This window comes from Fictibacillus macauensis ZFHKF-1, assembly GCF_000269865.1.
Lineage (GTDB): Bacteria > Bacillota > Bacilli > Bacillales > Fictibacillaceae > Fictibacillus_C > Fictibacillus_C macauensis.
In genome coordinates, this window is the sequence record NZ_AKKV01000027.1 from 53,365 (window position 1) to 77,454 (window position 24,090).

Here is a 24,090-nt window from a genome sequence, read left to right on the forward strand (position 1 = left end):
AAGTGAGTAGCCTCTTTTTTGTTTTTATTTTTTAGCGGGTAACGTATCTTCGTTTGGTGTTACATAAATGGTTTGTTGATGATCATACGTCACAAAACCGGGCTTCGCACCCGATGGTTTTTTTACATGGCGAATGCGTGTATAGTCAACGGGTACAGAGCTAGACTGGCGCGCTTTACTAAAAAAGGCGGCTAAGCTAGCTGCTTCTTTTAAAGTTTGTTCACCAAAGTCCTCTGCTTTAATGACAACATGTGAACCAGGAATGTCTTTCGTATGCAGCCATGTTTCATTTTGACGACCTACTTTGAAGGTTAAATAATCATTTTGTTTATTGTTTTTTCCAACAAAAATCAGATGATCTTCAGAAGAAATATACGTTTCAAGTTCTGGTTTATCAGGCTTTTTTTGTTTGTGATTTTGTTTCTTGCGTTTGAGATAGCCTTGTTCTTCGAGTTCTTCGCGAATGCCAGCAATGTCTCGTAAACTAGCCGACTCCATTTGCTGAATAAGACTGTCAAAATACGTTTCTTCCACAGAAGCAATATGAAGCTGTTCGTTAATATACGATATGGAATTTTTAAGCTTACTATATTTCTTAAAATAAGCTTGCGCATTTTCAGATGGGCTTTTATGCACTTGTAAAGGAATTTCCATGGTTGGTGCATCTTCTTCATAGTAGTTAACGACCGACAGCGAGGACTGTCCTTTTTGAGCCATATAAAGATGTGCGGTTAATAGTTCACCAAGCACTTTGTAATGCTCTGCTTGTTCCGTATTTTCTAGCGCTTGCTGCAATTTTTTTTGTTTTTTTACAAGCTTATCATGCTCGTTATGAAGCAAACGTTCTAAGTCAGCAGCTTGTTGTTTTACTTTGTCGCGCTCGGCTTTTCCGTAATAGAACCGATCAAGCATTTCGCTAGCTGTAGCAAATGTTTTCTTATCGCCCGTTAGATGACCTAGCGGAAGCACATAAAACGTGTCCTTTGCACCTGTAAGGGTCATTTCAAACGTATAGTGAAGCTGTGAGATTTGTTCCATCGTTGTCATAAATGCCTGCACAAGGGCTTCTTTTGTGGTTAATCCTGCTTGGTGCACTATTTCTTTAGCAATAAGAGGAGAAAGGCCGCTATAGCGTTGGACGATTTGTTGCTCTAATTTACCTTCATTCCAGCTCATGCTTTGTGTAAAGCCCTCTGACGTTTCTAGAAGGGGATTGCGTTTGTCTTGTGGTGGAGGCGCTTTATAGAGCTGACCAGGTAACAACGTCCGATAGCGATTGACAGATGGTGGAATATGTTTAATGCAGTCGTGAATCGTACCGGTTTTATTTTCTATTAATACAATGTTGCTATGTCGTCCCATAATTTCAATGATTAAAGTTTTGTAGGCAAGGTCTCCAATTTCATCGCGCTTTTTAACGGTAATATGAAGAACGCGCTCTAACCCTATTTGTTCAATATTTTCAATAATTGCTCCTTCTAGATGTTTGCGAAGCAACATGCAAAACATCGGAGGGTTTTGTGGATTATCGTAACTTTTTTCTGTGAGCTGCACACGCCCAAAAGAAGAGTTAGCAGAAAGAAGTAGTTTAACTGTTTTGCCACCTGCTCTAATTGCAAACAACAAATCTGTTTGATCCGGTTGATAGATTTTTGTGATTTTTCCATTAAGAAGTTTACTTTGTAATTCCTCGGTTACAGCTTTTAGTACAATTCCGTCAAAACTCATTCTTACACCTCATATCTATGAAAAACTCGAGGGATTCAATAGAAGTTGTCTTAAGACACTTCTTTTTTTGAATGCACGCACTTTTTCATAGTATAGCATTTTTTAGGACAGGCCGGCATATAAATGGTTTTATAACTCACAAGAGCAGAGGTGGAACGATGAACTGGTATGAAGTATCTAAAGAAAAGGTAGAGCAAACCCTCGGTAGTTCGCTAAGTGAGGGGTTAAGTACGAATGCAAGCAAAGACAGGCAAAAGCTATATGGAGCGAATCAATTACAAGAAGCAAAGAAAGCATCAGCCCTCTCTGTGTTCATTGCCCAATTTAAGGATTTTATGGTGCTTGTATTGTTAGCGGCCACCTTATTATCCGGACTTCTCGGTGAATATCTGGATGCCATTGCTATTATTTTAATCGTCATTATGAATGGTATTTTAGGCTTTATTCAAGAACGAAAAGCAGAAAAGTCATTGTCAGCATTGCGCAAGCTATCTGCTCCAACCGCAACAGTGTTACGAGACGGTCAATGGACAACGATGCCTGCGTCTGAGCTTGTGCCTGGTGATGTCATCTCCTTAGGTGCGGGAGATCGTGTCAGTGCGGATCTACGATTAATTACTAGCTCCGGTCTCTTTATCGAAGAATCAGCGCTAACTGGGGAATCACTTCCAGTCCAAAAACAGACTTCGGCGATGCCACAAAGTGCCCTAGCCTTAGGCGATCAAAAAAACATGGCTTTTATGGGAACGATGGTTACGCGCGGATCAGGAAAAGGTATGGTTGTTGCCACAGGTATGAAAACAGAAATGGGGAAAATTGCTCATCTTCTGCAAAGTGCTGAAACATTGGCAACGCCTTTACAAATGAAATTAGAGCAGCTTGGAAAGATTTTAATCGTACTCGCTTTAATTCTTACGGTTTTAGTCGTATTAGTAGGTGTGTACCGTGGCCATGATGTGTACAGTATGATCTTAGCTGGCGTTTCTCTAGCGGTGGCTGCTATCCCTGAAGGTTTGCCAGCGATTGTTACTATTGCTCTAGCCATCGGTGTCCAAAAAATGATTCGCCGTCGGGCGATTGTGCGCAAGTTACCTTCCGTTGAAACACTCGGTTGTGCAACCGTTATTTGTTCTGATAAAACAGGAACGCTAACTCAAAATAAAATGACGGTCACTCAATTGTGGGCAGAGGGTAGCTTTTGGAATGTTACGGGCAATGGTGTTGATACGAAGGGGCAATTCGTAAGAAATGGTCAAAAGACAAATCCAACTCATTCTCCTACCGTAATGGAGCTCTTAATGTATGGCTTACTTTGTAATCATGCAGAGCTAGGAAAAAAAGGACAAGTTACTGGCGACCCGACAGAAGCTGCGCTCGTTATTAGTGCGGCTAAAGCTGGCATAGTTAAAGAAGATTTGCTGCGCTCGTATCGAATTATTGATGAAATTCCATTTGATTCTACTAGGAAAATGATGAGTGTCATCGTTACAAATGAAAAAAATGATCGCTTTCTCGTCTGTAAAGGAGCGCCGGATGTACTGCTAGAAAAATGTGGCCATACGGTGTGGGATGGACGCCGTCAACTCATCAAACAAACGCATGTTGAGACCATTAAAGAAGCGATTATGACGCTTGGTAGTCAAGCGCTCCGCACAATTGCAGTTGCCTACAAACCGCTTGGGCCACAAGATGCGGTTGCTGGCGCCCTTGTTGAAAATCACTTAACCTTTGTCGGGCTGCAAGGCATGATGGATCCGCCAAGAGAAGAAGTAAAGGGAAGTATCCATCGCTGTCAAGAAGCGGGCATAAAAACAATTATGATTACAGGTGATCACGCCGTTACCGCAAGTGCAATCGCTAGGCAACTTGATATGATTCCACCGGGTGGAAAGGTCATTGACGGAGCAAGTCTATCGGCGCTGTCAGATGATGAGCTAATACGGCAAATTGAAGATATTTACGTATATAGTCGTGTATCTCCCGAGCATAAATTACGCATTGTTAAAGCTTTGCAAAAGAAAGGGCACATCGTGGCAATGACAGGAGACGGTGTAAATGATGCCCCTGCCATCAAATCTGCCAACATTGGAATTGCAATGGGCATTACAGGGACTGATGTGGCGAAAGAAGCTTCTTCTCTCGTATTAAGTGATGATAATTTTTCGACCATTCGTGCCGCCATTGAAGAAGGTCGAAATATCTATGAAAACATTCGAAAATTTATTCGCTATTTACTCGCTTCCAATGTGGGTGAAATTCTCGTGATGTTATTTGCCATGATTTTATCGATGCCGATGCCGCTTTTACCCATTCAAATCTTATGGGTAAACCTCGTAACCGATGGCTTACCAGCCATGGCTCTTGGCATTGACTCTGCAGAAGATAATGTAATGAAGCGTCCACCACGCAAGCCGAATGAAGGCGTATTTGCTCGAGGATTAGGATGGAAAGTTGTATCGCGCGGTTTTTTAATTGGCGCGGTCACTATTCTTGCCTTTTGGACAGCTCTTCATGAGCATCCTGATCATTTAATAAAAGCACAGACGATTGCTTTTTCAACGCTTGTTATGGCGCAGTTGATCCACGTTTTTGATTGTCGAAGTGAGCGATCAATTCTGCACCGCAATCCGTTTGGAAATGTTGCCTTAGTATTAGCGGTGCTTTCTTCGATCGGGTTATTGCTCGTCGTGATGTACGTTGATTCATTGCAGCCGATTTTTCACACGGTTTCCTTATCGTTTAGAGATTGGCTACTCGTTTTAGGGATGGCAGCTATTCCGACGTTTGCCTTAACGGGTTTTCAAGCGTTTAAACGGAAATAAAAAACTCTACAAGCGATGACACCAAATCATTGGAAAAGGTGTCATCGTTTTTTTTTATGAAGCGTTCAAAAATACGTACCAAAAGCATCTAAACGTTGGAATTTACCGTTTTTTTGCGCTTAGGGTTGTATCGATTGCTAAAATTGTTTAGAATAACGAAGAACTATGTTAAAATGGTATAAATGTGCTGGGTACGGACACATCCATCATTGGATTATTTTGTACATAAATGATTATGATCTTGCTCGTTCTGGCTAGAATAGAACTACCAACGTTAGGAGCGGTTATAGACATGAAACTAATAAATATTGGTTATGGAAACATTGTAGCAGCACACAGAATTATTTCCGTTGTTAGTCCGGAGTCAGCCCCAATTAAGCGGCTTATAACGATGGCGCGCGATTCGAATATGTTGATTGATGCAACGTATGGGCGTCGAACGCGAGCTGTTATTATTACTGATAGCGATCATGTGGTGCTTTCCGCCGTTCAGCCGGAAACAGTGGCGCAGCGATTACTCTCTATTGAAGAGGGAACAGAAGAAAGTTAAGTGGAGGTTCGTATGGAACGAGAAAGAGGCATATTGTTCGTGCTTTCTGGCCCATCAGGTGTCGGAAAGGGAACGGTTTGCAAAGCATTGCGTGGCAAAGATATGGATATACAGTATTCGGTTTCGGCTACAACACGTCAACCACGTGAAGGTGAAGTGAACGGAGTCGATTATTACTTTAAAAGTAAAGAAGAGTTTCAAACGATGATTGCTAACAATGAGCTGTTAGAGTGGGCAGAATATGTTGGTAATTATTATGGAACACCGATCCAATATGTAAATGAAACACTCGATCAAGGTCGTGACGTTATTTTAGAAATTGAAGTGCAGGGTGCCTTGCAAGTTCGTGACGTCTTTCCTGAAGGGGTATTTATTTTCTTAACACCACCAAGCTTAGAAGAGTTGCGTAATCGTATTGTCGGTCGTGGAACAGAAACAGAAGAATTAATTAACAATCGTATGAACGTTGCACGAGAAGAAATCGAAATGATGCAACACTATGATTATTCTGTTGTTAATGACCAAGTAGATTGTGCTTGTGATCGTATTCAAGCGATTATCACATCTGAGCATTGTAAAGTGGACCGTGTGACCAATCGTTATAAATCATTATTAGGAGATGAATAACCTATGCTATACCCTTCAATTGATGCATTAATGGATAAAATTGATTCTAAATATTCACTTGTAACGCTCTCTTCAAGGCGTGCCCGTGAAATTCAAAAAAGCAATAACGCAATCGTAGAAAAACCGGTTTCTCATAAATATGTCGGTAAAGCGCTTGAAGAAATTTATGCAGGCTACTTATCACCTAAAAAGGCTGAGAAAGAGTAAAAAAACGTAACAACCTATCATAATAGGTTGTTATTTTTTTCTACTGTTACTAAACAATAAATGGGCTCGGCCATTCATTGATAGGAGGAGATTTCTTTGGTACGTGATTCAAAAAAAATCTTGCTGTGCGTAACAGGAGGGATCGCTGCTTATAAAGCGGCAACGATCGCAAGTCAGCTCTATCAGCGTGGATACGAAGTAAAGGTAGCAATGACGGCATCCTCACAAGCCTTCATCACGCCATTAACACTACAAACGTTATCGCGTAACGAAGTGTATACAGATACGTTTGAAGAGCGCAATCCTGAGGTCGTCGCTCATATAGATTTAGCTGATTGGGCAGATGTTGTTGTTGTGGCTCCCGCTACGGCTAATGTGATTGGAAAATTAGCAAATGGTATTGCTGATGATGTTGTAACCACAACGCTACTGGCTACACAAGCACCCGTCATGATTGCGCCAGCTATGAACGTAAACATGTATCAGCACAAAGCTGTACAACAGAATTTAGAGAAGTTAGCTCAGTTTGGTTGTCGGTTTATTGAACCGAATGAAGGATTATTAGCGTGTGGGTATGTTGGAAAAGGTCGTTTAGCAGAGCCAGAGGAAATTATTGCCGCTATAGAAGCCTTTTTTCAAGAAAAAGAGCACAGTAAACCGTTACAAGGTAAGAACGTATTAATTACCGCTGGACCAACGCGAGAACCGGTTGATCCTGTTCGTTATTTTACCAATTATTCTTCTGGAAAAATGGGCTATGCCATTGCAAAAGCAGCCGTTGCACTAGGCGCTAATGTGACGCTTGTGAGTGGACCGACCGCGCTTACCCCTCCACCAGGCGTAACGTTTCTGCCTGTGGAATCAACAGCTGAAATGTTAGAGGCGGTTTTAACACGCTATGACAACCAAGATGTAGTTGTAAAAGCAGCGGCTGTAGCAGATTACAAGCCAAAACGTGTTTTGTCTCAAAAAATGAAAAAGAAACAAGACGAGTGGACTGTTGAGCTTGAAAAAACAACTGATATTTTAGCAGAGCTAGGCAAACGGAAACAGCACCAACTTCTTGTTGGTTTTGCTGCTGAAACGCAAGATGTAGAGCATTATGCCAAAGATAAATTAGAACGAAAAAATTTAGATATGATTGTTGCCAATAATGTGGCCCAAGAAGGATCGGGCTTTAGCGTAGATACAAATGAAATTATTATTTATAAAAAAGATGGCAGTAAACAAGCCTTTCCACTACTGGCTAAAGAAAAAGTAGCGTATGAAATTTTAGAAGTAGCGATGGATTTGATGGGACGATGATCGCAAAAGTTATTGTGGATATTCCGGCATCCAACGTGAATAAAACATTTGATTATCTCATACCGAAGACGCTAGAAGCGTCCGCACAACCTGGTATGAGAGTTGCTGTGCCATTTGGTCCTCGGAAGTTACAAGGATTTATACTTTCAATCACTAAAGATGCAACGGTCTCTAAGTTAAAGCGGTTGCAGGAACTGTTAGATCCTGTACCGGTTTTAACATCAGAACTTCTTTCACTTGGGCAGTGGTTAAGTGAAGAAACGCTTTGTTTTTTAATTACAGCTTTTCAAGCGATGATTCCGTCAGCTCTAAAAGCGACCTATAAAAAAGAATTTGCGTTGTCACAAGAACAGCACCTTTCATCGCTTCCTTCTCAAGTGATGCGATGGTTTAATCATCGAACGCACATTCCCTATGATGAGATCGTGACAACAGAGCCAGAACTGCTACCTGTTTTTCAAAAACTCGTAACTGCTGGAACACTTGAAGTTATTTATAAGATGAATGATAAAGTGACAAAAAAGAAAATAAAAGTTGTTTATCCGAACCAATCCGTTGGAGCGCTGCAGACACTTCTAGCAGCCCTGCCGCCCCAAGCGTTAAAACAAAAAGAAGTGTTACACTATGTGATGAATGAGCGGGAAGGTGTTGTGCAAAGCGACCTTTTAACCATGTTTGACGCCAGCCGCTCAACGGTCACAGCGCTCGAAAAAAAAGGAGCCGTAGTGGTGATCGACCAAGAATTATATCGAGATCCGTTTGCTGGTCGAGAATTTAAAAAAACAACGCCTTTAACGTTAACCGCTCAACAAGAAGAGAGTATGCGACCTATGGTAGCTGCTGTTGAAGAAGAACGTCATGAAACGTTTTTGTTACACGGAGTGACTGGTAGCGGTAAAACAGAGGTGTATTTACAAACCATTGAGGCCGTTTTGCAAAAGGGAAAAGAAGCCATTGTACTCGTTCCTGAAATATCGCTTACTCCGCAAATGGTTTTGCGGTTTAAAGGGCGCTTTGGTTCAAGAGTGGCCGTTATGCACAGCGGCTTATCGGCGGGAGAAAAATACGATGAGTGGCGCAAAATTCAGCGAAAAGAAGTTTCGGTCGTTGTTGGCGCTCGTTCTGCTGTGTTTGCTCCTTTTGAAAATCTCGGCCTTATTATTATCGATGAAGAACACGAGTCTAGCTACAAGCAAGAAGAAAATCCACGCTATCATGCCCGTGATGTCGCCATTCACAGAGGACTTATGAATCACTGTCCTGTAATTTTAGGGAGTGCGACACCGTCGCTTGAAACGTATGCTCGTGCACAAAAAGGTGTATATACACTTTGTGAGCTCTTAGAGCGTGTGAATAGCCGTGAACTTCCTGCGGTAGAAATCGTCGATATGCGTGAAGAACTTCGGAATGGAAATCGTTCGATGTTTTCTGAAGACTTGTTTGCAAAATTACAAGATCGTTTGCAAAAGGGCGAACAATCTGTGCTTTTCTTAAATCGAAGAGGCTATTCTTCGTTTATTTTATGTAGAGATTGTGGGTATGTTGGTGAATGTCCACATTGTGATATTTCGTTAACGTATCATAAGAAACATCATACGTTGCGCTGTCACTATTGTGGGTATGCTGAAGAAATGCCTACTAATTGTCCTTCTTGTGAGAGCTCGTATATTCGTTTTTTTGGTACTGGAACACAAAAAGTCGAAGAAGAATTGGCCAAGCTATTACCTGAGGCGCGTGTTATTCGAATGGATGTGGATACAACGAGTCGAAAGGGCAGTCATGAAAAGCTTCTTTCTCAGTTTGGAGAAGGCAAGGCTGATATTTTATTAGGCACACAAATGATTGCCAAAGGACTTGATTTTCCAAAAGTAACACTCGTTGGTGTCCTAGCTGCTGATACGATGTTGCACTTGCCTGACTTCAGAGCATCTGAAAAAACGTTTCAATTGCTTACCCAAGTGAGCGGTCGTGCCGGCCGTCATGAGCTAGAAGGTGAAGTGGTTATTCAAAGCTATACGGTGGGCCATTATAGTATTGAGCTTGCAAGTAAGCATGACTATCATACTTTTTATAAAGAAGAAATGGCTGTGCGTCAAAGTCATCGGTACCCACCCTATTATTATTTAACGTTATTATCGTTCTCTCATCCTGATGTATTAAAAGTGGTGGATGCTAGTGAGAAGTGCGCTGGGTATTTGCGAGAGCGACTCTCTGAAAGGACGCTCATTTTAGGTCCAGTCGTGTCACCAATTGCCCGGATCAAAGATAGATATCGGTATCAGGTCATGATAAAATACAAAAATGAACCAGCGTTAAGTCGTATCATTCAAGAATTATTACAGCATTTTCAACCGCTAATGGATAAAGAAGGCTTGCACATTTCTGTTGATATGAACGCGCAGCAAATGATGTAAGAAGCATAATGATATCGATTAATGAGACATGTTTTTTGAAAGGTAGGAATCATTTTATGAGAATTGTATTTATGGGAACTCCAGATTTTTCGGTCCCGGTATTGCGCCAGCTAGTTAAGGATGGCTATGATGTTGTAGCAGCAGTTACCCAACCGGATAAACCACAAGGTCGAAAGAAAGAGATCAAGCCAACACCTGTCAAAGAAGAAGCGCTAGCACACGGCATTCCGGTGCTACAACCAGTTAAATTGCGTCAAGAATTTGAAGCTATTCTTACCTTAAAACCAGACTTAATTGTTACGGCTGCATACGGTCAAATATTACCTACAGAAGTGCTAGAGGCACCGCAGTATGGTTGTATTAACGTACATGCATCACTTCTTCCAGATTATCGCGGCGGAGCACCAATTCATCAAGCGATTATGGATGGCAAAAAAGAAACAGGTGTAACGATTATGTATATGGTAGATCAGTTAGATGCAGGTGATATTTTAACGCAAGTAACAGTTCCCATTACAGAAGAGGACCATACAGCAAGTATGTTTGATAAATTAAGTGAAGCAGGGGCAATGTTGCTCTCAGAAACGATTCCAGCGCTTATTGAGGGAAAACTAACACCGCAAAAGCAAGAGGAAGATAAGGTAACGTATGCGTTCAATATAAGTAGGGAAAAAGAACGAATTGATTGGGCGAATACAGGAGAAGCCATTTACAATCAAATTCGCGGTCTTCATCCGTGGCCAGTAGCCTATACAACGTGGAATGGGAAACCGCTGAAAATTTGGTGGGGAGAAAAAAGAACCACTAACAAGCAAGGTGAACCAGGAACGATTGTTGAGGTAACGAAACAAGGTTTCCTCGTCAAAACAGGAAATGATACAGGAATTTTCATTACTGACTTACAACCGTCAGGAAAAAAACGAATGGCTGCTTCACAATTTTTACAAGGCGCTCAAGATTTATTGGGAATCGCATTAGGTGATGACCTTGAAAAATAATGTTCGCAATACAGCCGTTGACGTATTATTAAAAATTGAACAAAATCAAGCATATAGTAATTTGTTACTTCATCAGGCGATCTCCTCTTCGCAATTGAACGCGAAAGATGTGGGTCTTTTAACAGAGCTTGTTTATGGAACGACACAACGAAAAAATACGCTTGATTATTATTTAACGCCATTCATTGCAAAAGGCTTGCACAAATTAGAGCCATGGGTACTCGTTTTATTGCGAGTCTCTCTATATCAAATGATCTTTTTGGATAAAATTCCTGATCACGCCATATTAAATGAAGCGGTAGAAATTGCGAAAAAGCGAGGACATAAAGGAATTTCAGGGCTTGTAAATGGCGTGCTTCGCAAAGTTCAACGCCAAGGTGTGCCGTCACTTGATCTTGTCCGCGATGAGGATGAGCGCCTGGCGCTCCGTTATAGCCTACCAACATGGCTTATGAAACGATGGGTGGCACAATACGGACGAGAAGAAGCAGAGAAAATGGCTGCTTCAAGTATTACTCCTTCTTCTGTTACAGGTCGAGTGAATGTTCAAAAAGGCAGTCGGGAAGAGCTGCAAAAGCGCTTGCAAACAGAAGGTGTAATGACCGTTGAAGGTGAACTTGCTCCCGAAGCGATTCAATTGGAAAAAGGAAGTCTGTCTCAAACTCAATCTTTTTCACAAGGGTATGTTACAATACAAGACGAAAGTTCAATGCTCGTAGCACGTGGCCTTGGACCAAAGGAATCAGAAACGATTCTTGATGCATGTGCAGCTCCTGGAGGAAAAACAACACATATTGCCGAATTACTAAACAATTCAGGATCTGTTGTTGCATTGGATTTACACAAGCATAAGGTAAAGCTCATTGAAGAGCAGGCGAAACGCCTACATTTAACAAATATTGAAACGAAAGCGATGGACAGTCGAAAAGCACCAGAACATTTTCCGCCGGCCTCTTTCGATCGTATTTTAGTAGATGCTCCTTGTACGGGGTTTGGGGTGATTCGCAAGAAACCGGATTTAAAATGGTCTAAAAAAGAGGAAGATATCCATCGAATTTCAACGATTCAAATGGAAATACTGAACAGCGTTGCGACGCTATTAAAGCCTGGCGGTACGTTAGTGTATAGTACGTGTACGGTTGATCACGAAGAAAATCAAGAAGTGGCGCAGCAATTTTTAGCAACGCATCCTGAATTTACATGGGATCAATCTTTCCAAGCACGTATGCCAGAAGTGGTAAAGCCATATATGGATCCTGAAGAAGCTCAAGTACAAATTCTTCCCCACTATTTTAACAGCGATGGTTTTTACCTTGCGTGCTTTACGAAAACAAATACAACTGGTGGTGGAACACAATGTTAAAACCTTTAAGTGATAAACAAAAAAATCCAGCAATCAAATCTTCCATTTTCTCAATGGAACTAAGTGATTTGCAAAATTGGTTAGTAGATATTAAAGAACCAAAGTTCCGAGCAGCACAAATTTTTGATTGGCTTTATGAAAAACGGGTTACTTCGTTTGAAGATATGTCGAACTTGCCAAAAGGGCTTCGTGAAAAAATGGCAGCCTCGTTTCATATTGAACCGATGAAGGAAGTGACACGTCAGGAGTCATCAGACGGAACAATTAAGTTTTTATTTGAATTGCAAGATGGTTACTCTATTGAAACCGTGTTAATGCGACATGATTATGGAAATAGTGTATGTGTTACAACGCAAGTAGGCTGTCGTTTAGGTTGTACATTTTGTGCATCTACGCTCGGCGGGTTAAAGCGTAACTTACATGCGGGTGAAATTGTTGCTCAAGTATTGCAAGTGCAACGAGCATTAGATGAAACGGAAGAACGGGTTGATTCTGTCGTTATTATGGGAATTGGTGAGCCGTTTGATAATTACGAGGGACTTATGACGTTCTTACGAATTATTAACCACGATCAAGGACTAAATATTGGCGCTCGTCATATTACGGTCTCTACGAGTGGAATTGTTCCGTATATTTATAAGTTTGCCGATGAAGGACTTCAAATTAATTTTGCGGTTTCTCTTCATGCACCAAATGCTGAAATTCGTAGCAAATTAATGCCTGTAAACCGTTTGTACCCGATGAACGAGCTTATGGATTCTATTCGTTATTATACTCAAAAAACGGGACGTCGTGTTAGTTTTGAATACGGGCTATTTGGCGGCGTAAACGACCAAGTAGAGCATGCAGAAGAACTTGCTACTCTTATTAAATCAGTGAAATGTCACGTCAACTTAATTCCAGTCAACTACGTACCAGAGCGTGACTATGTTCGAACACCGAAAAAACAAATCTTTAAGTTCTTAGATACGTTAAAGAAACGCGGAGTGAACGCTACGGTTCGTAGAGAGCAAGGGCATGATATCGATGCGGCTTGTGGACAGCTTCGAGCGAAGGAGCGTCAAGAAGAGACGAGGTGACGGAATGCAGTTCGCATTAAAAACAGATAAAGGCAAGGTGCGCCAACACAACGAAGATAGCGGGGGAGTGTTCACGAAAGGTGAGCACTTTCTTGCCCTTATTGCAGACGGTATGGGAGGCCATAAAGCAGGTGATGTAGCGAGCTTAAAAGCTATACAGCACTTTGAGACCGCATGGTCAAGTATAACGGATGATGTGTTGGAAAAGCCGATCAAAGCAGAGGAATGGTTAGTAAAAACAGTTTCTGAGGCAAATAAAGCGCTTTATGAATACGCCCAAACACATACAGATTGTAGTGGCATGGGTACAACGCTCGCTGGTGCCTTATGTACGCCATCTTTTGTCACGTTTATGCATATTGGAGACAGTCGCGTCTATTATTATAGTGAAAACAAGCTAACGTTAAAAACGGAAGATCATACGCTCGTTAATGAACTTGTTCGTTCTGGGCAATTAACAGAAGACGAAGCTGAAAATCATCCGCGTAAAAATGTGATCTTGCGCGCTTTAGGAACCGAAATGGACATTGATGTGGATATTGAAAGCATCTCATGGGGGGAAGGAGACCACATTTTATTGTGTTCTGATGGGCTTTCGAATAAAGTAAGTAAACAGATGATGGAAACGATTATACAAGATGAAACGCTCTCTCTTGATCAGCAAGCGGATCAGCTCATTCAACTTGCGAATGAAGCAGGAGGAGAAGACAATATTACGATTGGTATTGTCGCCTATCGTCTTCCTTCGAAGGAGTTTGCTACATGATTGGAAAGCGCATCGGTGATCGTTATAAGCTTCTAGAGGTCATTGGCGATGGCGGAATGGCCATTGTTTATCGAGCGAAAGACCTTATTTTAGATCGTGACGTTGCGGTAAAAATTCTTCGTTCTGAGTTTTCGGGTGATGAAGAATTTATTAAACGATTTAGACGTGAAGCAGAAGCGGCTACAAGTTTATCACACCCCCATATTGTTAGCATTTTTGATGTTGGTGAAGAAGACCATGTCTATTACATTGTAATGGAATATGTAAAAGGCAAAACGTTAAAGCAATATATTAAAGAGCACGGAGTACTGTCCGTAGAGGAATCGATTCGAATCATTCGTGAAATCGCTTCAGGGATGGTCATTGCTCATGATTATGGCATTATCCATCGCGATATTAAACCTCATAATATTTTAATTAATGAGGAAGGGGTCGCAAAAGTTACTGATTTTGGTATTGCTTTGGCGATCACTTCCGCAACAATTACGCATACCAATTCGGTACTTGGATCTGTTCACTATTTTTCACCTGAGCAAGCACGTGGTGGCGTCGCCAATGCTAAATCGGATATTTATTCCCTCGGCATTGTTTTATTTGAAATGCTAACAGGTAGAGTTCCTTTTACAGGAGAGTCTCCCGTCTCAGTGGCATTGAAGCATTTGCAAGAAGAAGTACCAGAGCCAAGGAAGTTCAATCCTGGTATCCCACAAAGTGTGGAAAATGTCATTTTGAAAGCTCTCACTAAAAATCCGGCCTATCGTTATGAAAGTGCTCTTGAAATGATGGATGACTTAGATACCGCTTTGTCACCTCATCGGTTGCATGAACAACGTTGGCATGATTTTGACGAAGAAAAAGATGCCACGCGTGTTATGCCGCCTGTCAAAGTACCAACGACAGCTAAACCAGAACCTGTACAGCCAGTAAAAGAGAGTTCTCCAGCAAAAGAACCTTCCTCGGTCGAGCGAAAACGGCGTAAAAAGTGGGGCATCCTTATCTTTTTATTACTGTTATTAATTGGTGGTGGAACCGCTGCTGCTTTCATGATGCCTGATTTATTTAAAGTAAAAGATGTCACCGTGCCAAATGTTGTTCATATGCGCTACGAAGATGCATTTGATTCTCTAACAAAATTAAAATTAAAAGTAGAGCGTCGAGATCGCTATAGCGATAAAGAGGATCAAGGGAAGATAGTGCAACAAGATCCTGATGGACAAGCAACGGTAAAAGAGGGTAGCACCATTATTTTATACGTTTCAAAAGGGATTCAAAAAGTTGAAATGATTGATGTGACAGGTATGAACGAAAAAGGTGCGAAAGATCTTTTAAATGAAAAAGGTTATGAAAAAGTAGAAACGGTACCTGTTGATTCGGAAGATACGCCAGAAGGAGAAGTTGTTTCACAAACACCTGAAAAAGGGGAAAAAGTGAATCCTGCGGAAGCCCAAGTGATTCTGCGGGTAAGCAAAGGACCTTCGACTGTGCGTTTAGATAATTTAGTTGGAAATACAAAAGAAGATGTTAAAAAATATAGTGAGCAAGAAGGTTTGAAAGCTTCCTTTAAAGAAGCGTATTCGGATTCGGTTGATAAAGGTAAAGTTATTTCGCAAAACCCAACGCCTTACAGCAGTGTTGCCAAAGGTAGTACCGTCACCTTCGTCATTTCTAAAGGAAAAGAAAAAGACGATGATGATCATCAAGGTCCAAAAGATAAACCCATTACCTTTAATAACAAAATAACGGTTGAAGTTGCTAAAGGTGATGAAGATAAGAATTTCCATGTAAAAATTGTCTTTAGTGATGCGAAAAAAGAAGAAGGCGTGTTTGTGGACGAAAAGATTTCAAAAACGAAAGTCTACATGGTTCCACTTACGGTTTCATCCGATCGCGATGCTTCCTATACGGTCTATGTAAATGGAAAAGAACAAACGTCGAAAACTTTTACGTACAAAGAGGCGAAAGATGGTAAGTTCAAAGGAGACAAAGATGAATAAGACTGAAGGTAGAATTATAAAGTCAGTCGCTGGTTTTTATTACGTTCTTTCAGACGGTGACGTTTTTCAATGTCGTGGTCGGGGGAATTTTCGCAAAAAGAAAATTACCCCCCTTGTGGGTGACTGGGTTCAGTATGAATCTACAAGTCCGACTGATGGCTATATTCTAGATATTAAAGAACGGAAAAATGAATTAAACCGGCCGCCGATCTCTAATGTGGATCAGGCGGTTCTCGTGTTCTCAGCTGTGCGACCAACGTTTTCTACGACACTATTGGATCGCTTTCTCGTTCATATTGAGGCCAATGGGATTACACCGGTTATTTGTATAACGAAAATGGACCTCGTTCAAGATGAAAAGCAACAAACCGAAATGCTATCGTACATTGAAGACTATCAACGGTTAGGCTATGAAGTGATTGCTACATCTGCTAAGTCATTAGAAGGTATGAATGAAATTAAGCCAGTATTTAAAGAACGAACGAGTGTATTTGCAGGGCAATCTGGTGTCGGTAAGTCGTCATTGTTGAATGCTTTAATGCCAGACCTTAAACTAGAGACGAATGATATTTCTGATCATCTTGGTCGTGGAAAGCATACGACAAGACATGTGGAACTGTTACCTTTTGAAGAAGGTTTAGTAGCAGATACACCAGGATTTAGTTCGCTAGATTTTGTTGATATAGAAATTGAAGAATTATCCTTTTATTTTCCCGAAATGAACAGTCGACTTGCGGATTGTAAATTTCGTGGGTGTACGCATAGCTCTGAGCCGAAATGTGCAATTAAAGAGGCGGTAGAACATGGGGAAATTCCAACGTTTCGCTATAAGCATTATTTAGAATTTTTACAAGAGATTAAAGATCAAAAACGGAGGTACTAGTATGATTAAAGTTGCACCATCCATTCTTTCAGCTGATTTTTCAAAATTAGGAGAGGATGTCGTAGCAGTCGTTGAAAACGGAGCCGATTATATTCATATTGATGTGATGGATGGCCATTTTGTGCCCAATATTACAATTGGTCCACTAGTAGTTGAAGCGATTCGTCCATTAACGGACGCGACGTTCGATGTTCATTTAATGATTGAAAATCCGGATCAGTATATTCCTGCCTTTGCAAAAGCGGGCGCAGATATCATTTCTGTGCATGTAGAAGCTTGTCCGCACCTACATCGCACAATTCATTTAATTAAAGAACATGGAAAAAAAGCAGGCGTTGTTTTAAATCCAGCAACGAGTATTGAATCAATTCGTCATATTCTTGCAGACGTTGATTTAGTGCTTGTAATGTCCGTGAACCCTGGATTTGGTGGACAAACATTTATTCATGAAGTGTTAACAAAAATGGAAGCTCTTGCTGCCTTAAAAGTAGAAAAAGGCTTAGACTTTGAAATTGAAGTAGACGGTGGCGTTAATGAAGAAACGGCTCGTTTGTGCGAGCAAGCAGGCGCCAATGTTCTTGTGGCAGGCTCCGCTATTTACGGCAAGGCCAACTTAAAAGAAGCGATTGCTGCCATTCGCGGCTAATTGTGATCCTCACACAAGCGCTCCCCTTTCTAACAGAAATGGTGGGGCGCTTTTTTGTGTTTCTTTTTTGATCGTTCCTTCTTTGGGTAAAAAATAAAGAGCTTGTAAATAACTGTACTTATTCATACCGAAACCGCATAAGAATGTTCATAAAGAACCATGATTACAGTCTTTACGCAACAGGCCGCATGGATCCTCTTTTTTCATGAGTATTCTTTTATAGAAAGTTGCTTTTATTTTTTTATAGGGCCTGGAGGAGGGGTATGATGAAATTCTACACCATTAAACTGCCTAAGTTTTTAGGAGGTTTTGTTCGCGCAGTTTTAGGTTCATTTAAAAAAGGATGAACAAAAAGGCTAAAAAGCATCGGTTCGATGCTTTTTAGCCTTTTTAAGGAATAAAAAAACAACGGAAAATCCCGTTGTTTTTAGTAGGTATTAAACGCGTTCAACTTTACCAGATTTAAGGGCACGTGCAGACACGTAGACACGTTTCGGTTTGCCGTCAACCAAAATGCGGACTTTTTGAACGTTAACGCCCCAGCTTTTTTTAGACTTGTTCATAGCGTGTGAACGTTTATTTCCCGTTTTTGGGCTTTTGCCAGTAATATAACATTTGCGTGACATAGTTAGTACCTCCTTTATAACCGTGAAACTGTATTAGTTCAGTCGTATGTTCAATACTAACCTATAGTAGCATGATGGGAGTAGAAAAGCAACCTAAGATTTTTAGGTTTTCAAGTAAATTTGCTTGACGGTGTTTTTAGACGTCATTCGGTAATCCTTCCAAAAAAGAAAATAATATAGTAAAATGAAGGCTAACTATAATTGAAGGAAGAAAAAGGAGGAAACAAGCATGTCCATTGAGATGAAGAATAAATATGGCAACATTGACATTTCGACTGAGGTCATCGCGACGATTGCAGGTGGAGCGGCCATTGATTGCTACGGAATCGTTGGAATGGCATCAAAAAAGCAGTTAAAAGATGGTTTAACGGAATTGTTAGGACGCGATAATTTTTCTCGTGGCATCGTTGTTCGCCAAACGGAAGATGGCATACATATCGATATGTTTATTATCGTTAGTTATGGGACGAAGATTTCTGAAGTTGCTCATAATGTTCAAACAAAAGTGAAGTATACTTTGGATCAAATGCTTGGACTTTCTGTTGATTCAGTCAATATTTTTATCCAAGGTGTAAGAGTAACTAGCCTTTAGTTAGGAGGAACGGTTCGTGTCTTTAACGAAGTTAGATGGTAAAAAGTTCGCAGAAATGGTGGAAAAAGGAGCGGCCAACTTATCGAAACATGCAGCCATGATCGATGCGTTGAACGTATTTCCTGTTCCTGACGGAGATACAGGTACAAATATGAACTTAACAATTACTTCTGGTGCAAAAGAAGTAAAGCAACATGTTCATACTGAAATAGGTAAAGTAGCACAAGCTTTTTCACGTGGATTACTTATGGGAGCAAGAGGGAATTCAGGTGTTATTCTTTCACAGTTGTTTCGTGGTTTTGCGAAATCCGTTGAAACAAAGGTGGAAGTTAATGCAGCGCAATTAGCAAAAGCATTAGAAAATGGAGTGGAAACGGCATACAAAGCGGTGATGAAGCCTGTTGAAGGAACCATTTTAACCGTTGCTAAAGAAGCGGCGAAAGCGGCAGCAAAAGCAACAAAAAGTAGTAACGATATTTTATATGTGATGAATGAAGTCGTTAAGGAAGCGAAAATTGCCCTAGATCATACGCCAGAGCTTTTACCTGTACTTAAAGAAGTCGGTGTTGTTGATTCGGGTGGCCAAGGGCTATTAACTGTTTATGAAGGATTTTTATTAGCGCTAGAAGGAAAAGCGCTTCCGGACGTGTCACTGCAAGCGCCATCGATGAGCGACCTTGTTAATGCGGAACATCATAAGGCGCAAGCACATATGAAAACTGAAGATATTCACTATGGCTATTGTACAGAATTTATGGTGAAGTTAGAGAAGGAAAAGCTTCAAACTTCGCCTTTCCAAGAAATGGCGTTTCGACAAGAGTTAGATCAGCATGGCGATTCGTTACTTGTTGTTGCGGATGAAGGATTAGTCAAAGTTCATATTCATACAGAGGCGCCCGGGGACATGTTAACACTTGCTCAGCAATTTGGGAGTCTCGTAAATATTAAAATTGAAAATATGCGTGAACAGCATACGGCTATTCTAAATGAAGAACGAGATAAGCCGGTCGCTTCGCCGCCGTCAACAGAAAAAAGTCGCTATGGCATTGTAACCGTAGCAATGGGAGCAGGAGTAAAATCACTGCTACAATCGCTTGGCGCAACATCAGTCATTGAAGGTGGCCAAACGATGAATCCAAGTACGGAAGATATCGTAAAAGCTATTGAAGAAGCTAATGCAGAAGAAGTCATTATTTTACCGAATAATAGCAATATTATTATGGCGGCAGAGCAGGCAGCAACCGTTGTGCAACAAAAAACGGCGATCATTCGCTCGAAAAATGTCCCACAAGGGATGGCGGCATTGCTTGCCTTCCAAACAGCGGCAACGCTTGAAGAAAATGAGCAACGGATGACCAATGCGCTTTCCAGTGTTAAATCTGGTCAAGTAACCTCGGCAGTGAGAGATACTACGATTGATGGAGTAACCGTTACAAAGGGTGACTTTATTGGCATCTTAAACGGAAAAATCGTAACGTCACTCGCACAAAAGGACGGCACCGTACAGGCTTTACTAGCGCAAATGCTCGATGAAGATTCTGAAATTGTGACGTTGTTAACAGGTGAAGACGCAACGAAACAAGAAGTAGAGCAACTCCTTGTTTTTATGGAAGAAACGTACCCTGATGTTGAAGTGGAAGTGTATGAAGGTGGACAACCGTTGTATCCATATATTCTTGCTGTTGAGTAAGTAAATTTATTCTCTCTATTGCTGTGTAATTGTGTTACAGTAATGGAGGGAATATTTTTATGTCTTTCTTTTTAGCGGAGGGAAATAGTAATGAAATATAAAAGTGTTTTTGATATTATTGGACCGATTATGATTGGCCCATCTAGTTCACATACAGCGGGTGCAGCTCGCATTGGACGAGTGGCTCGACAATTATTTGGAAGAAAGCCTGCTTTTGCAAAGATCTCCTTTTATGGTTCTTTTGCAAAAACGTACAAAGGTCACGGCACAGATGTGGCAATTGTCGGGGGGATTTTAGACTTCGATACGTTTGATACGCGGATCGTGGATGCGCTTACAATTGCGGAAAATGAAGGAATTGCCGTTACGATGAAAGAAGAAGATGCGTTAACGGATCATCCTAATACGGCGCGCATTGTTTTAGGTGATGAGCGAGGAACGATTGAACTTGTCGGAATTTCCATAGGTGGCGGAAAGATTGAAATTGTCGAACTGAATGGCTTTGGGTTAATATTAAGCGGAGATTATCCAGCTCTTTTAATTGTGCATAATGACCGTTACGGGGCGATAGCTGGCGTGGCTAATGTTCTTGCCAAGCATGAAATTAATATTGGTCATATGCAAGTGTCAAGAAAAGAAAAAGGTCAAGAAGCACTTATGATTATTGAAGTAGATCAACTTGTAGAGACGAGCATTGTTGATGAAATTGAAGAACTTCCTATTGTCCAACAAGTTGTAAAAATAAACGATTAAGAAAGGAAGAAGGCTATGTTTCGCAATGTGGCAGAATTAGTTGAGCTTGCGCAAACGCAAAACTGTAAAATATCAGATGTAATGATTGCACAAGAAATGGAATTTACAGGGCGCTCACGTGAAGAAATTATTGCGCAAATGGATCGTAATTTGCGCGTCATGGAGGAAGCTGTCGAACGTGGAGTGACAGAAGAAGTGAAGTCACATTCTGGTTTAACTGGTGGAGACGCCATTCGTTTACAAGCTTATATGAAGAGCGGGAAAAGTTTAACAGGAGAATTTGTGCTGGATGCCGTTAGCAAAGCGATTGCAACCAACGAAGTAAACGCTGCAATGGGCACGATTTGTGCGACGCCCACTGCCGGGTCTGCAGGGGTCGTACCGGGCGTATTATTTGCATTAAAAAACAAACTTCATCCCACGCGAGAGCAAATGATTGAATTTTTATTTGCTTCCGGCGCATTTGGGTTTGTTGTTGCAAATAATGCATCTATTTCTGGCGCAGCTGGAGGCTGCCAAGCAGAAGTAGGCTCAGCAACAGGCATGGCGGCGGCAGCCATTGTTGAAATGGCTGGAGGCACGCCTGAACAAAGTGCACAGGCAATGGCAATCGCACTGAAAAATATGTTAGGACTCGTTTGTGATCCCGTTGCAGGTCTTGTTGAAGTACCTTGTGTTAAGCGAAATGCTATGGGGGCGAGCAATGCGCTCGTAGCGGCAGATATGGCACTTGCAGGTATTGAAAGTCGCATTCCCTGTGATGAAGTTATTGATGCCATGTATCGTATTGGGCAAACCATGCCGACAGCATTAAAGGAAACCGCACAAGGAGGTTTAGCGGCAACCCCAACTGGACGAGCGTTAGAAGCGAAAATCTTTGGGATCCCGTTAGATAAAAAATGAAATTAGAGCAATTGAGTGTTACAGATGTAAATGGAGTAGGAGATAGTAAAGCAGAAGAGCTTAGAAGTATGGGGATTCTTTCGGTACATGACCTTCTGAATTATTTGCCGTTCCGTTATGACGATCACTCCTTAAAGGATTTAAGTGAAGTAAAACATGAAGAGAGAGCAACCGTGGAGGGGAAGGTTCATAGTGAACCTTCTCTCCGCTATTTTCCGAAGAAAAAATCAAAGCTTTCTGTTCGAGTGCTTGTTGGACGCTATTTAATTACGGCCGTTTTTTTTAATCAGCATTATGTTAAAAACCAGCTTTCTATCGGTCAAACAGTAACATTAACAGGAAAATGGGACGTTCATAAAATGACACTTACTGTTAATGAGGTGAAATTTGGCATTCAGCCCAAAGATGAAAGCATTGACCCTGTTTATACGGTTAGAGGGCGTTTAGGTGTAAAGCAGTTGCGACGGTTCATTAAAAACGCCTTTCTGTCGTATGGCAATAATCTGACAGACAAAGTACCAGAATCCCTACGAGAAATGTATAAACTGTTACCAATTAATCAAGCCTTATACAATATGCATTTTCCGCAAAGCTATCAACATTTAAAACATGCACGTCGACGAATGGTCTATGAAGAGCTTTTGTTATTTCAGTTAAAAATGCAAATGTTTCGTAAAATAAATCGTGAGCAATCAGAAGGAAAAGGACTGCATTTTGCGAAAGAGAAAGTAGAGTCTTTTATAGCATCATTACCCTTCCCGTTAACGTCGGCACAACGGCGTGTCACGGATGAAATTTTAAAAGATTTAACGTCAAACTATCGAATGAATCGCCTGTTGCAAGGAGATGTAGGATCAGGTAAAACGGTTGTAGCAGCCATTGCCTTATACGCGGCCGTAGAAGCTTCTACACAAGGGGCGCTCATGGTGCCAACAGAAATTTTAGCCGAGCAGCATTTTCAGTCGTTAGAAAGCATGCTGTCTTCTTGTGGACTAAGTGTAGCGCTCCTCACGAGCTCTGTAAAAGGGAAGCGCAGAAAAGACATTCTCTCCCGTCTTGCCGATGGAGAGATTGATGTGCTTATAGGGACGCATGCGTTGATTCAAGAGGAAGTCGTTTTTAAAAGATTAGGTCTTGTGATTACGGATGAACAGCATCGCTTCGGTGTTAAACAACGTCGGGTGCTTCGAGAAAAAGGGGAAAACCCTGATGTGTTATTTATGACGGCCACACCCATTCCGCGAACATTGGCAATTTCTGTTTTTGGTGATATGGATGTATCGGTGATTGATGAAATGCCAGCAGGTCGAAAAGTCATTGAAACCTACTGGGCGAAGCATCATATGCTTGACCGTGTTCTTGGTTTTGTGCAAAAAGAATTAGATCAAGGACGACAAGCTTATGTGATTTGTCCCCTCATTGAAGAGTCTGATAAATTGGATGTCCAAAATGCGATTGATGTTCATGCGCAGCTGCAGCATTATTTTAAGCAGTATAAGGTTGGTTTAATGCATGGACGCTTAACTTCAGCAGAAAAAGAAGAAGTCATGAGAGAGTTTGCAACGAATGCCTGTCAGCTTCTCGTTTCAACAACTGTAGTTGAAGTCGGCGTAAACGTCCCGAATGCAACGATGATGGTCATTTATGATGCTGAACGCTTTGGCCTTTCGCAGCTTCATCAGTTACGAGGGCGCGTTGGTCGAGGAAGTGAACAATCATATTGCATTCTCATTTCAGATGCGAAATCTCAAGATGGTAAAGAACGCATGAGAATCATGACAGAAACCTCAGATGGGTTTGTTTTATCACAAAAGGACTTAGAACTTCGAGGACCAGGTGACTTTTTTGGTAATAAACAAAGCGGCTTACCAGATTTTAAAGTGGCAGATGTTGTACATGATTATCGCGTGCTAGAAGTGGCGCGAAACGATGCTGCTCGTCTTGTCAATGGGACAGAACTGTATTATGACGCGTCGTTTGAGCCATTAAAATCGTACTTGGAAGACGAAGGTGTATTTGATCCTGAACGTTTGGATTAATCACTTTCTTGAAAAGAAGGAGCAGCTATTATATACTACTATTAGTACCAGCTCTTAAAAAAGGCACACTATCCAAGAAGCTGATGCTTAATAAGGCGAATTTTG

The 24,090-nt window shown here is 41.2% G+C and carries 21 protein-coding genes; 19 read left to right on the forward strand and 2 right to left on the reverse strand.

The genetic code is table 11. From position 1 onward, the window contains the following. Positions 1–24: 24 nt before the first annotated feature. Positions 25–1,728: an Rqc2 family fibronectin-binding protein gene (locus A374_RS12040; RefSeq protein ID WP_007202488.1), complete on the reverse strand. Its 1,704-nt coding sequence runs from the start codon at positions 1,726–1,728 to the stop codon at positions 25–27. A 158-nt stretch (positions 1,729–1,886) separates the two neighbouring features. Between A374_RS12040 and A374_RS12045 the strand changes: the two genes are divergently transcribed. From A374_RS12045 to spoVM, 14 genes are all read left to right on the forward strand, one after another. Beyond that, positions 1,887–4,550 (forward strand): cation-translocating P-type ATPase, encoded by a 2,664-nt coding sequence (locus A374_RS12045; protein ID WP_007202489.1) that lies wholly within the window; start codon positions 1,887–1,889, stop codon positions 4,548–4,550. A 286-nt stretch (positions 4,551–4,836) separates the two neighbouring features. Next, positions 4,837–5,100 carry an extracellular matrix/biofilm regulator RemA gene (gene remA / locus A374_RS12050; RefSeq protein WP_040340571.1) on the forward strand — a complete coding sequence of 88 codons (264 nt, stop codon included), beginning with the start codon at positions 4,837–4,839 and terminating at the stop codon, positions 5,098–5,100. Between the two features lie 12 nt (positions 5,101–5,112). Next, entirely contained in the window at positions 5,113–5,727 is a 615-nt protein-coding gene (gene gmk / locus A374_RS12055; RefSeq protein ID WP_007202491.1) for a guanylate kinase, read from the forward strand. 3 nt (positions 5,728–5,730) lie between these two features. Next, positions 5,731–5,934 carry a DNA-directed RNA polymerase subunit omega gene (gene rpoZ / locus A374_RS12060; protein WP_007202492.1) on the forward strand — a complete coding sequence of 68 codons (204 nt, stop codon included), beginning with the start codon at positions 5,731–5,733 and terminating at the stop codon, positions 5,932–5,934. Positions 5,935–6,030: 96 nt separating this feature from the next. Continuing rightward, positions 6,031–7,239 (forward strand): bifunctional phosphopantothenoylcysteine decarboxylase/phosphopantothenate--cysteine ligase CoaBC, encoded by a 1,209-nt coding sequence (gene coaBC / locus A374_RS12065; protein WP_007202493.1) that lies wholly within the window; start codon positions 6,031–6,033, stop codon positions 7,237–7,239. Further along, a complete protein-coding gene (gene priA / locus A374_RS12070) occupies positions 7,236–9,653 on the forward strand; it encodes a primosomal protein N' (RefSeq protein WP_007202494.1) in 2,418 nt (805 codons plus the stop codon). The genes coaBC and priA overlap by 4 nt, the downstream gene beginning before the upstream one ends. A gap of 56 nt (positions 9,654–9,709) precedes the next feature. Beyond that, positions 9,710–10,651, forward strand: coding sequence for a methionyl-tRNA formyltransferase (gene fmt, locus A374_RS12075; protein ID WP_040340567.1), 942 nt, complete (start codon positions 9,710–9,712; stop codon positions 10,649–10,651). Next, the gene (rsmB, locus tag A374_RS12080; protein WP_007202496.1) at positions 10,641–12,014 is read left to right on the forward strand and encodes a 16S rRNA (cytosine(967)-C(5))-methyltransferase RsmB; all 1,374 of its coding nucleotides are present in this window, start codon (positions 10,641–10,643) and stop codon (positions 12,012–12,014) included. Before fmt ends, rsmB begins: the two co-directional genes overlap by 11 nt. Further along, a complete protein-coding gene (gene rlmN / locus A374_RS12085) occupies positions 12,008–13,093 on the forward strand; it encodes a dual-specificity RNA methyltransferase RlmN (protein ID WP_007202497.1) in 1,086 nt (361 codons plus the stop codon). Before rsmB ends, rlmN begins: the two co-directional genes overlap by 7 nt. A 4-nt stretch (positions 13,094–13,097) precedes the next feature. After that, positions 13,098–13,859, forward strand: a complete 762-nt coding sequence (locus tag A374_RS12090) for a Stp1/IreP family PP2C-type Ser/Thr phosphatase (RefSeq protein WP_007202498.1) — start codon at positions 13,098–13,100, stop codon at positions 13,857–13,859. Then, positions 13,856–15,853, forward strand: a complete 1,998-nt coding sequence (pknB, locus tag A374_RS12095; protein WP_007202499.1) for a Stk1 family PASTA domain-containing Ser/Thr kinase — start codon at positions 13,856–13,858, stop codon at positions 15,851–15,853. The genes A374_RS12090 and pknB overlap by 4 nt, the downstream gene beginning before the upstream one ends. Continuing rightward, complete coding sequence (gene rsgA, locus A374_RS12100; protein WP_007202500.1) at positions 15,846–16,736, forward strand: ribosome small subunit-dependent GTPase A; 891 nt, start codon at positions 15,846–15,848, stop codon at positions 16,734–16,736. Before pknB ends, rsgA begins: the two co-directional genes overlap by 8 nt. A gap of 1 nt (position 16,737) precedes the next feature. Next, on the forward strand, positions 16,738–17,382 hold the full coding sequence (rpe, locus tag A374_RS12105) for a ribulose-phosphate 3-epimerase (RefSeq protein WP_007202501.1): 645 nt from the start codon (positions 16,738–16,740) through the stop codon (positions 17,380–17,382). A 266-nt stretch (positions 17,383–17,648) separates the two neighbouring features. Then, complete coding sequence (spoVM, locus tag A374_RS12110) at positions 17,649–17,729, forward strand: stage V sporulation protein SpoVM (protein WP_007202502.1); 81 nt, start codon at positions 17,649–17,651, stop codon at positions 17,727–17,729. 90 nt (positions 17,730–17,819) lie between these two features. On the opposite strand, the gene rpmB is transcribed toward spoVM, so the two are convergent. Next, on the reverse strand, positions 17,820–18,008 hold the full coding sequence (gene rpmB / locus A374_RS12115; RefSeq protein ID WP_007202503.1) for a 50S ribosomal protein L28: 189 nt from the start codon (positions 18,006–18,008) through the stop codon (positions 17,820–17,822). Between the two features lie 229 nt (positions 18,009–18,237). On the opposite strand from rpmB, the gene A374_RS12120 reads away from it, so the two are divergent. The 5 genes from A374_RS12120 (at position 18,238) to recG (ending at position 23,985) form a co-directional block, all read left to right on the forward strand. Continuing rightward, positions 18,238–18,600, forward strand: coding sequence for an Asp23/Gls24 family envelope stress response protein (locus tag A374_RS12120; RefSeq protein ID WP_007202504.1), 363 nt, complete (start codon positions 18,238–18,240; stop codon positions 18,598–18,600). Positions 18,601–18,616: 16 nt separating this feature from the next. Continuing rightward, the gene (locus A374_RS12125; RefSeq protein WP_007202505.1) at positions 18,617–20,290 is read left to right on the forward strand and encodes a DAK2 domain-containing protein; all 1,674 of its coding nucleotides are present in this window, start codon (positions 18,617–18,619) and stop codon (positions 20,288–20,290) included. Positions 20,291–20,380: 90 nt separating this feature from the next. Then, on the forward strand, positions 20,381–21,043 hold the full coding sequence (gene sdaAB, locus A374_RS12130; RefSeq protein WP_007202506.1) for an L-serine ammonia-lyase, iron-sulfur-dependent subunit beta: 663 nt from the start codon (positions 20,381–20,383) through the stop codon (positions 21,041–21,043). A 15-nt stretch (positions 21,044–21,058) separates the two neighbouring features. Beyond that, positions 21,059–21,946: an L-serine ammonia-lyase, iron-sulfur-dependent, subunit alpha gene (gene sdaAA / locus A374_RS12135; RefSeq protein WP_007202507.1), complete on the forward strand. Its 888-nt coding sequence runs from the start codon at positions 21,059–21,061 to the stop codon at positions 21,944–21,946. Next, the gene (gene recG, locus A374_RS12140; RefSeq protein ID WP_007202508.1) at positions 21,943–23,985 is read left to right on the forward strand and encodes an ATP-dependent DNA helicase RecG; all 2,043 of its coding nucleotides are present in this window, start codon (positions 21,943–21,945) and stop codon (positions 23,983–23,985) included. The genes sdaAA and recG overlap by 4 nt, the downstream gene beginning before the upstream one ends. The last annotated feature ends 105 nt before the right edge of the window (positions 23,986–24,090 follow it).

Bases quoted from the DNA above. Each gene is read 5' to 3' on its own strand.
- A374_RS12120 (WP_007202504.1), top strand. From the start codon at position 18,238: ATGTCCATTGAGATGAAGAATAAATATGGCAACATTGACATTTCGACT.
- rpmB (WP_007202503.1), bottom strand. From the start codon at position 18,008: ATGTCACGCAAATGTTATATTACTGGCAAAAGCCCAAAAACGGGAAAT.
- A374_RS12040 (WP_007202488.1), bottom strand. From the start codon at position 1,728: ATGAGTTTTGACGGAATTGTACTAAAAGCTGTAACCGAGGAATTACAA.
- gmk (WP_007202491.1), top strand. From the start codon at position 5,113: ATGGAACGAGAAAGAGGCATATTGTTCGTGCTTTCTGGCCCATCAGGT.
- pknB (WP_007202499.1), top strand. From the start codon at position 13,856: ATGATTGGAAAGCGCATCGGTGATCGTTATAAGCTTCTAGAGGTCATT.
- rlmN (WP_007202497.1), top strand. From the start codon at position 12,008: ATGTTAAAACCTTTAAGTGATAAACAAAAAAATCCAGCAATCAAATCT.
- spoVM (WP_007202502.1), top strand. From the start codon at position 17,649: ATGAAATTCTACACCATTAAACTGCCTAAGTTTTTAGGAGGTTTTGTT.
- sdaAB (WP_007202506.1), top strand. From the start codon at position 20,381: ATGAAATATAAAAGTGTTTTTGATATTATTGGACCGATTATGATTGGC.
- rpoZ (WP_007202492.1), top strand. From the start codon at position 5,731: ATGCTATACCCTTCAATTGATGCATTAATGGATAAAATTGATTCTAAA.
- sdaAA (WP_007202507.1), top strand. From the start codon at position 21,059: ATGTTTCGCAATGTGGCAGAATTAGTTGAGCTTGCGCAAACGCAAAAC.
- A374_RS12045 (WP_007202489.1), top strand. From the start codon at position 1,887: ATGAACTGGTATGAAGTATCTAAAGAAAAGGTAGAGCAAACCCTCGGT.
- priA (WP_007202494.1), top strand. From the start codon at position 7,236: ATGATCGCAAAAGTTATTGTGGATATTCCGGCATCCAACGTGAATAAA.
- rsgA (WP_007202500.1), top strand. From the start codon at position 15,846: ATGAATAAGACTGAAGGTAGAATTATAAAGTCAGTCGCTGGTTTTTAT.
- rpe (WP_007202501.1), top strand. From the start codon at position 16,738: ATGATTAAAGTTGCACCATCCATTCTTTCAGCTGATTTTTCAAAATTA.
- fmt (WP_040340567.1), top strand. From the start codon at position 9,710: ATGAGAATTGTATTTATGGGAACTCCAGATTTTTCGGTCCCGGTATTG.
- recG (WP_007202508.1), top strand. From the start codon at position 21,943: ATGAAATTAGAGCAATTGAGTGTTACAGATGTAAATGGAGTAGGAGAT.
- A374_RS12090 (WP_007202498.1), top strand. From the start codon at position 13,098: ATGCAGTTCGCATTAAAAACAGATAAAGGCAAGGTGCGCCAACACAAC.